Consider the following 7,401-nt stretch of genomic DNA (forward strand, 5'->3'; position numbering starts at 1 on the left):
ACCTGCCAAGCCCAACCGCGATCGGAGTCGGAGAAAAAGTGGAACTCGTCCATGGCGACGCTCTCTATGGGGGCGTCCTTTCCTTCGGCGAGCGCCTGATTCGCGAGGATCTCCTCCGTGCAGCAGATGACCGGGGCCGACGTGTTGATGTGCACATCTCCCGTGATCATGCCCACGTTCTCGCGGCCTAAGATGTCCACCAGGTTGAAGAACTTCTCGCTCACAAGCGCCTTGATGGGCGCCGTGTAGTAGGAGCGCTCGCCGAAGCACATCGCGATGAAGTGCATGCCGAGCGCGACGAGCGACTTGCCCGAGCCGGTCGGCGTGCCCAAGATCACGTGATCGCCGACCATGATGGACATGAGGGCCTCTTCCTGATGGGGCCACAGCTCGATGCCGCGCGATTCGACCCAGCCGAAGAACGCCTCGTAGGCTTCTTCCTCTGTAAGGTTAGGGTTCTCATCGTAGAGCTTGCAGGCAAGCGCGCCGAGCTCGCCAGGCTCATGCGAGCGGGATGCGTCGGCAAGCTGCGCGACCTCGCTCTCGGGGGTCGTGACGTGGACAGATGCGCCGTCGTTGGTTCGTTCAGACAAAAGTCGCTCCTCGTACAGGTTCGCCCGCGCGACAAAACGGGCGGACCTGCTGGCCCGCCCGACTCAGTCATCGCGAATTCGCATTCAGTTCTTCGAAGTGTAGCGCAGCGCAGCCGAATGATGCTAGCACTGCTCAAGAATGGCACGCAGATACTGCTTGTAGCTTTCCGCAAGCGACTCCGGCCCCTCGATGCGGACCGTGCCATTGCACCGGACAAGCCATCCGTAAAACGCAGGGCCCTCTTCAACCCGGGCCTCGATGCGCGCCGTGCCGTCACCGAGGTCGGTGGAGGCGACGTCGCGTCCGAAGCGGTCGACGACGGCGTTCATGGCATGGCCATCGGCGATAAGCGTCGCGTCGACGAACGCGCCGCCAGCCGCGCCGACGACCGCATTGTCGAGTCGCTCGACCGAGAAATCGCTTTGGCGGGGAACCTTCGCCGCCCGCTCCTCGGAGACTTCTACGTAATCCATGCGCCCAACGCGAAAGCCCTCGAAGGTGTCGGTTTCGGGATTGTAAGTGACCAGGTAGTACACGCCTTGGTTCACGATGATTTCCACAGGCGTCTCCACATAGCGCTCGCCGCTGCGACGCATGACCTTCTCTTTCGCGGCGTTGTAGCTGAAATAGCGGAACGACACCTTGCGCTTGCCCGCGATCGCCTCCAGGATGTGGTCGACGTTGTAGAGCAGCGAGTCGCCCTGAATCTTGATGCGCCCGCTCACGGAAAGGTGACGGTCGAGCAGATCGCGCTCACGCTTGGGCGCGAGACGCTTGATCGAGCGGACGAGCGCATCGGACTTGCGCTGCGTCAAATGGCGCGAGCTTTGCACGGCGTCCACGATAAGCATCAGATCGTCGAGCTCGAAAGAACGCGTGACAAGGGCATACTCGAGCGGCGCCCGCTGAAACGTCTGGATATCGAGGCCGAACTCCCGCAGCGACTCGATGTCGCGATAGACCGACTTGCGCTCCGCCGTGATGCCGTGAGCCTCGAGGCGTTCGAGAATCTGCGCCATGGTCAAGCCGGCGACAGCGTCGGTCTCCTCCACGAGCATCTTCGCGATGTAGAGGAGCTTGAGTTTTTGCAAATTTGCCGCCACGGGACACCCTCCCTTTTATACCTCAGTTACCATAATGATTATACTTCTTTGTTTCCCCAGGTAAACTAGCGTTCGTTACAAAAATCATGTCGATTATGACATTTGCCCGTCCCAAAGTTGTCTCAGAAGACGTCAAATTATCGGGAAGGGCGCAAGCGAGCAAGGTCGGCTATAATCGCAAGACAGATGCAACCGGACGACGACTTGGATGTGACTTCATGAACGCAGGCACCCTGGCAGGCAACGATTCCCTTCGCGCGGCACTGCGCCACTACGACGAGGTCCGCGAGACCTACCTTCGCGCGCTCGCCGAGCATGGCGTGGAATTCGCCCCCGAAGGATCATCCGATGCCGAAATCGCCCAGCTGCGCGGCGAGCTTGAGAAACGAGGCGCCGAGTTCCGCAACGCGGGCGCATCGATCCGCATGGGCTGGATCTCGAAAGCGTGCATCGAGTGCACGGGAAACAAAGGCTCCGAAACGTTTTCCACCACGTTCAGGTGCCATCGCGACTGCTACTTCTGCTTCAACCACAACCAGGCGGACTACGACAAGTTCGTCCGCGAGGGCTGCCCATGGGAAGAGGGCCTCGCCCGCGCCGCTGAAACCTACAAAAACGGCCTCGCCGTCATCGGGCTCACGGGAGGCGAGCCGCTTTTGAGCTTCGACGCGTCGATCGCGTTCCTCAGCCGCGCGCGCGAGCTTTTCCCCGAGGCGCACAAGCGCATGTACACCTCGGGCGACCTGCTGACGGAGGACATGGCGCGAGCGCTGCGCGACGCGGGACTGCAAGAGATCCGCTTCAGCGTGAAGGATTTCGACCCCGAGCCCATGCAGGAGCGCGTGCTCGACGCGATGCGCCTGGCGAAGCGCTACATTCCCGACGTCATGGTGGAGATGCCCATCATCCCCGGCACCGAGGCGCGCATGAAAGAGCTGCTCGCAAGCTTCAAAGAGATCGGCATCCGCGGGATCAACATGCTCGAGTTCTGCTTCCCCTTCCACAGCTGGGACGAGTTCGCGCGCCGCGGCCTTGTCGTGCGCAACCCGCCCTTCGACGTGATGTACGACTACGGCTACTCGGGCGGCCTTCCCATCGCCGGCAGCGAGCAGCTTGCGCTCTCGCTGATGATATGGGCACACGACCAGGGGCTCTCGTTCGGCATGCACTACTGCTCGCTCGACAACAAGCACCGAAGCGAGATGCGACAGCGTAACGAGCGCGCCGCCCACGTGCACCCCTGCTTCACCTTCGACGAGGGGGATTTCTTCCTGAAGACGGCGAAGGTATTCGGCCCCGACCGCGAGGTGGCGCGCCCCGTGCTCGCCACGGCGGGCTGCGATACGATGGTCGACAGCGATGAGGAGGACTCGACGACTTTTCCGTTGCGCTACCTGGAGTTTCTGCGCGGCGTGAGCGTCACGCCGGCTGTTGCGTATGCGGTGCTCGAGTCTGACGAGAACGGCTCCTATATTCAGGAGCTCGACCTGCGCGTAGCTGAATAGCGCGCAGGGGCGCCCCGCAGCCTTCACAATCTAAAAACCAGAAGAACGACGGCCCGTCGGTGCGAGCGCGATGCCAACTGCTGCGTTCGAACCGATGGGCCTCGGCAGCTTTCTACAGCGCGGACTCGATTGCGGCAAGCAGCTCGTCGTACTCCTCGAGCGTGGGGACATCGGGGTTCTCGGCCTTCGTCGACGGCGCACCTTTGAACAGCCAGCCCGCCTTGCTTGCGCGAATCATTCCCAGGTCATTGTACGAATCTCCCGCGGCGATGGTCTCCATCCCGCAGCTTTGCAGTGCGCGAACGGTCGTGAGCTTCGTCTGGTCGCAGCGCATCTTGTAGCCGGTGATGGCGCCGCCCTCGTCCACCTCGAGCGAGTTGCAGAAGATGGTGGGCCAGCCGAGCTTGCGCATCAGCGGCTGCGCGAACTGTTCGAAGGTGTCGGAGATAATGATGACCTGCGTCTTCTCGCGCAGCGCATCGAGGAACTCGCGGGCGCCCTCCATCGGGTCGATCGTGGCGATCACGTCTTGAATTTCGGCCATGCCAAGTCCATGCTCGCGCAGGATGTCCAGGCGGAAGTTCATGAGCTTGTCGTAGTCGGGCTCGTCGCGCGTCGTTCGCTCAAGCTCGGGGATGCCGCTCGTCTTGGCGAACGCGATCCAAATCTCGGGGACGAGCACACCTTCCAAATCCAAGCAAACCACGTTCATAGGACATCCTTTCCTTATGTAGGCTCAAGGCGTTGGAGGATTCCAGCGCAACGGAAGTTAGGGTCCGCAGCACGCAACGTCGCGAGCTGGGCGGGCACGGCCCTATGATAGCCTATCGAAAACGTCGGCATTCAAGCAATCGGCCGGACGGCGCCCGCATACGACGTCGATGGCGCTTTGCATCGTTCGCTCGCGAAGCTCGCGACCCGATTCCTCCGACCAATACGCCGCATGCGAGGTGAGCACCGTATGCGGAGCGCGCAAAATCGGGTGCGTGAAATCGATCGGCTCGTCCTCGAACACGTCGATTCCCGCGCCCCACAGTTTCCCCTCTTCAAGCGCCTGGGCGAGTGCGATTGTATCGATAACCGCACCGCGCGCCGTGTTCACGACGACCGCCCCCGGCTTCATAGTCGCGATGCGCTCGGCAGACAGGAGATGATGGGTTTCGGGTGTGAGCGCAGTATGGAAGCTCACCACATCGCAGGTGCGCAAAAGCTCATCGAGCGCGAGGATGTCGTAGCCCTCGGGCGTGCGCCGCCCCGGCACGAGCGAGCGCGACCGGCATACCACGCGAAAGCCGAGGCCAGTCGCCTTGCGCGCGGTGGCGCGGCCGATTTCGCCCATTCCCACCACGCCGGACGTGCGCCCGTGCACCTGTCCAAGCGGACGTCGGCAGGCGTAGTCCCACTTCCCCGCCCGCATGTCCGCGTCGATCTCGTTCATGCGACGCAGCACGCACAGCGCGAGGGCGATTGCGTGGTCGCTTACCACCTCGGTGCCGTATCCGGGCGCCGTGCAGATCGCCACCCCATATTCGGTTGCGGCTTCAAGGTCGATGCTGTCGTAGCCGACTCCCGTCCGGCTGACCACCTTCAGCCGAGGGGACAGAGCCTCGAACACACGACGCGGGAAGTGCGCGTAGGATGTCACGATGCCGTCGGCGTCGACGGCGTTCCTGATGACCGCGTCGGCATCGCGCTCGTGAAACACTGCGATGTCGACTCCCGCCTCGCGCGCCATGCTCTCCTCAAAGTCGGAGTTCTCGAAATCGTTGTCGACCACCACGATTTTGGGCATTTCCGCCACCTTCCTCTTCGTTTATCGGGTCGATTGTAGAGCAAACAGGCAAGTTCGTGGTCAACTGGACGAGCAAGGTCATTTCCCTCATATCACTTGAACCGCTGGGCGCACCGTGCATAATGTTCAATTCGAATGGCTTCTACGATAGCCCACATACCCTCTTCAACCGCACGGGAAATATGGGGTCTCCTCGCCGCGCAAGCGGCAGGGGGTTCATTTCGCAAGCTCAATTGAAGAGGTGGCTGACATCCTAGTTCCATGCTAGCCGTATCATTTCTCTGAGTTGCCAGGAGCACAAGCAATTATGAGCATCCTCGACAGACAATACCCGACGAGCGTTTATCGACTCATCCTCGCCACGGCCGCCGCCATCTGGGGCCTCGGCTTCGTAATCGGCAAAAGCGCCATCGCCACCGTTGGCGCCACCTGGTTCACCGCCATCCGTTTCTTTGGGGCGGGCATCGTTTTGCTCATCATTTTATTTCCCCATATCAAGCGAAATTTCTGTCGAAAGACGCTGAAGGCAGGCATGATCATAGGCGTGGCCACGTTTCTCGGGTTCTGGACTCAGTTTCTGGGCCTGGGCATGACGACGCCATCGAAGAACGCTTTTTTGAGCGCGTGTTATTGCCTTACTGTGCCGTTCATCTGGTGGATGGTCTCGCGCCGCCGCCCGTCCGCCAAAGTGTTTATCTCCGCGGCAATATGCGCCATTGGCATCGGGATGGTGTCGCTGACCGACGGCTTCTCCATCAGCCTGGGAGACGGCATCAGCATTCTCTCGGCGTTCCTCTACGGCGCCGAAATCGTGATCATCGGTCTGGTCATGCGCGACAACGATATCCTAACCACCACCGTCGTCCAGCAATTCACGAGCGGCATCTTGGCCCTGATGCTCGCTTTGACCACGCAGCCCATGCCAACGGCGGCGCAGGTGACCACTCCCGAGTTCATCGGCGCCATGGCCTATGTTGCCGTCCTCTCGGCGGCCTTTGGAGCCGTGGCGCAAAACACAGCACAGGCACATGTGTCCCCTTCCGAGGCGGGCCTGCTCTGCTCGCTTGAAAGCGTGTTTTGTGCCCTGTTCAGCGTTGCATTCTTCGGCGAGGCGCTCACGCCGAGAATGGCGTTGGGATTCGTGCTCATCTTCGCCTCCATCGCGGCAACTCAGCTTGGCGACAAGGGAGGCAACGCCGCTGCCACCGCCGCCGACTCCGCCCTCGACGAGTCCGCCGCCGACGGGCCAGCGGCCGCCACAAGCTGGGAATCCAGCGAACCTGCCAAACGGAACCGTGGAAGAATCTCCCGCTGAACTGCGAGTATCGCAGCTAGCAAGGCACCTTTTGGCCACTAAACGAGAAAGTCCCGCATTCTCGGTGCCAAGTCCGCGATTGACCGTGGAGCAGAAGTCACGATAGCGGTTAAGCCCGACGGCGAAACACGAGATAGCTGTTCAGGGTGCCCGTCCGGCCGTCCGCTTCGAACCGCGCAACAAGGCTTGCCCAGCCGTCGACGGCCCGAGAGAGGTCGGCCACTTCCCCATCCGAGAAGGTGTGGCAATAGCGGTATGCATGCTGCCTGTTCTGCCACCCAAGCAGGTAATCGCCCTCATCGAGAGCCGGCAGCCCATACTCCACACGAGCTTTCGCCGTCGTCTCTACCGCCTTTGCTGCAAGCTCGGGACTCTTCGCGAACTGCCAAAGCGACACCGCCACGTGCCCGCCAGGACGCACGCTCTTGACGAGCGCCCGCAGAAGCGCCGCCCGCGAATCGGCACCGGGAATGTGGTGGAAGAATCCGAAGCACACCGCCATATCGACAGGCGGCGCTTCGATTGCGCGCTCAATCGAATCGTCTATCAGCGAGTTTGCGATATCAAGCTTCTGGAAGGCAACGTTGTCGGCGTCGCCCGCGAGCCCGTCGCGCGCAAGCTGCTCGCAATCGTCCACCGCGAAGTAGGCTATCGCCGCACCGGGCAGCGCCTCTTGCAGATAGCGAAGGAAGCGACCGTTGCCGCACGCCACATCGAGCACACGCAGCGGATCGCGAGGAATTTTGCCGTCGGAGAGAGCGGCGCCTTCGGGAAGCGCGCACCCGGGGGAAGCCGCAGCACTCGCATCCGACGACGGCTCAGCGCCGATCTCCATCTCGTCGAGGCAGCGCCTCCAACCCGCCCACGAAGCGCGGCGGGTCGACGAGAACGACGAGGCGTTCTCGCGGTAGAAAGTCGAGGTTATGTCGCACAGTTTTCGGGCGGTTTCAGCATCCATAAGTCATCCCGTGCATTGTATCGCTTCGCGACGCAACGCGCCGTCCGCAGCGGGCCGGCGATCCGCCAGCGCGCGCCGGGCCCGCATAGCGTACAATGCCGCTTATGCAGAAAACCCTCGAAACCATATTGTCA

At 61.7% G+C, this 7,401-nt stretch carries 7 protein-coding genes; 2 read left to right on the top strand and 5 right to left on the bottom strand.

What is annotated here, in order from left to right; genetic code table 11:
- Together Q0I65_RS09340 and Q0I65_RS09345 are read right to left on the bottom strand one after the other, a co-directional pair.
- The coding region (locus Q0I65_RS09340) for a DEAD/DEAH box helicase (RefSeq protein WP_296062830.1) at positions 1 to 593 on the bottom strand (593 nt) is incomplete at its 3' end.
- Positions 594 to 716: 123 nt separating this feature from the next.
- Positions 717 to 1,697 (bottom strand): WYL domain-containing protein, encoded by a 981-nt coding sequence (locus Q0I65_RS09345; protein ID WP_296062832.1) that lies wholly within the window; start codon positions 1,695 to 1,697, stop codon positions 717 to 719.
- A gap of 218 nt (positions 1,698 to 1,915) precedes the next feature.
- Here Q0I65_RS09345 and Q0I65_RS09350 point away from each other — a divergent pair, with 218 nt between their 5' ends.
- Positions 1,916 to 3,202 carry a radical SAM protein gene (locus tag Q0I65_RS09350; protein WP_296062834.1) on the top strand — a complete coding sequence of 429 codons (1,287 nt, stop codon included), beginning with the start codon at positions 1,916 to 1,918 and terminating at the stop codon, positions 3,200 to 3,202.
- A 112-nt stretch (positions 3,203 to 3,314) separates the two neighbouring features.
- Here Q0I65_RS09350 and thrH read toward each other — a convergent pair whose 3' ends face one another.
- Both thrH and Q0I65_RS09360 read right to left on the bottom strand, forming a co-directional pair.
- Positions 3,315 to 3,914, bottom strand: coding sequence for a bifunctional phosphoserine phosphatase/homoserine phosphotransferase ThrH (gene thrH / locus Q0I65_RS09355; RefSeq protein WP_296062836.1), 600 nt, complete (start codon positions 3,912 to 3,914; stop codon positions 3,315 to 3,317).
- A gap of 102 nt (positions 3,915 to 4,016) precedes the next feature.
- Positions 4,017 to 4,994 carry a C-terminal binding protein gene (locus tag Q0I65_RS09360; RefSeq protein WP_296062837.1) on the bottom strand — a complete coding sequence of 326 codons (978 nt, stop codon included), beginning with the start codon at positions 4,992 to 4,994 and terminating at the stop codon, positions 4,017 to 4,019.
- 307 nt (positions 4,995 to 5,301) lie between these two features.
- On the opposite strand from Q0I65_RS09360, the gene Q0I65_RS09365 reads away from it, so the two are divergent.
- Positions 5,302 to 6,309 carry a DMT family transporter gene (locus tag Q0I65_RS09365; protein WP_296062840.1) on the top strand — a complete coding sequence of 336 codons (1,008 nt, stop codon included), beginning with the start codon at positions 5,302 to 5,304 and terminating at the stop codon, positions 6,307 to 6,309.
- A 109-nt stretch (positions 6,310 to 6,418) separates the two neighbouring features.
- Here Q0I65_RS09365 and Q0I65_RS09370 read toward each other — a convergent pair whose 3' ends face one another.
- Positions 6,419 to 7,267, bottom strand: coding sequence for a class I SAM-dependent methyltransferase (locus Q0I65_RS09370; protein WP_296062841.1), 849 nt, complete (start codon positions 7,265 to 7,267; stop codon positions 6,419 to 6,421).
- Positions 7,268 to 7,401 lie beyond the last annotated feature (134 nt).

This window comes from uncultured Ellagibacter sp., assembly GCF_934643285.1.
Lineage (GTDB): Bacteria > Actinomycetota > Coriobacteriia > Coriobacteriales > Eggerthellaceae > Ellagibacter.

Bases quoted from the DNA above. Each gene is read 5' to 3' on its own strand.
- Q0I65_RS09350 (WP_296062834.1), top strand. From the start codon at position 1,916: ATGAACGCAGGCACCCTGGCAGGCAACGATTCCCTTCGCGCGGCACTG.
- Q0I65_RS09360 (WP_296062837.1), bottom strand. From the start codon at position 4,994: ATGCCCAAAATCGTGGTGGTCGACAACGATTTCGAGAACTCCGACTTT.
- Q0I65_RS09365 (WP_296062840.1), top strand. From the start codon at position 5,302: ATGAGCATCCTCGACAGACAATACCCGACGAGCGTTTATCGACTCATC.
- thrH (WP_296062836.1), bottom strand. From the start codon at position 3,914: ATGAACGTGGTTTGCTTGGATTTGGAAGGTGTGCTCGTCCCCGAGATT.
- Q0I65_RS09370 (WP_296062841.1), bottom strand. From the start codon at position 7,267: ATGGATGCTGAAACCGCCCGAAAACTGTGCGACATAACCTCGACTTTC.